At 63.8% G+C, this 478-nt stretch carries 2 protein-coding genes; both read left to right on the top strand.

Going from position 1 to position 478, the window contains the following annotated elements; all coding sequences use genetic code 11:
• Positions 1-297 (top strand): Ig-like domain-containing protein (locus tag VTU_RS33820; RefSeq protein WP_236610794.1); only part of this gene is annotated, 297 nt, incomplete at its 5' end.
• Positions 255-478, top strand: a 224-nt coding sequence (locus VTU_RS35720; RefSeq protein ID WP_369021523.1) for an Ig-like domain-containing protein, incomplete at its 3' end; no start/stop codon positions are given. The genes VTU_RS33820 and VTU_RS35720, both read left to right, overlap by 43 nt.

Here is a 478-nt window from a genome sequence, read left to right as displayed (position 1 = left end):
ACCACCGTCACCTTCAGCTTCAACGAGCCCGTCACCGGCTTTGACGCCGACGACATCGACCTGACACGGGCCAACGGCACGCTGGGTCCGCTGACCGCCCTCGGAGATGACAGCAGGACTTGGACCGCCACCTTCACGCCCGCAGCGAATATCAACGATGCCGAGAACAAAATCCGCGTCAGATTGAACGGCGTGGCGGACTTGGCGGGCAATAGTGGGGTACCAACAGCACCTCCGTCAGCAGCAACTACACCATTGACACCCGGCCCGGCACCACGGGCCAGACATCCGGCCTGAGCGCAAGCGTCACGCTGACCGATGAGCGCCTCACGACGGGAGAAAAGGCGACCGTCATCATCGCCTTCAACAAACCCGTCAACGGCTTCACGCTCGATGACGTGGACGGGGGGACCAACGGCACGCTCAGCGACCTCGTACTCAGCGCCGACGGCCGAACCTGGACGGCCACCTTCACGCC

It is taken from the genome of Verminephrobacter aporrectodeae subsp. tuberculatae At4 (genome assembly GCF_000193225.1).
Taxonomy (GTDB): Bacteria; Pseudomonadota; Gammaproteobacteria; order Burkholderiales; family Burkholderiaceae_C; genus Acidovorax; species Acidovorax aporrectodeae.
Note: the sequence above shows the minus strand (reverse complement) of the source record. Positions and strands in the feature narration are given on the sequence as shown.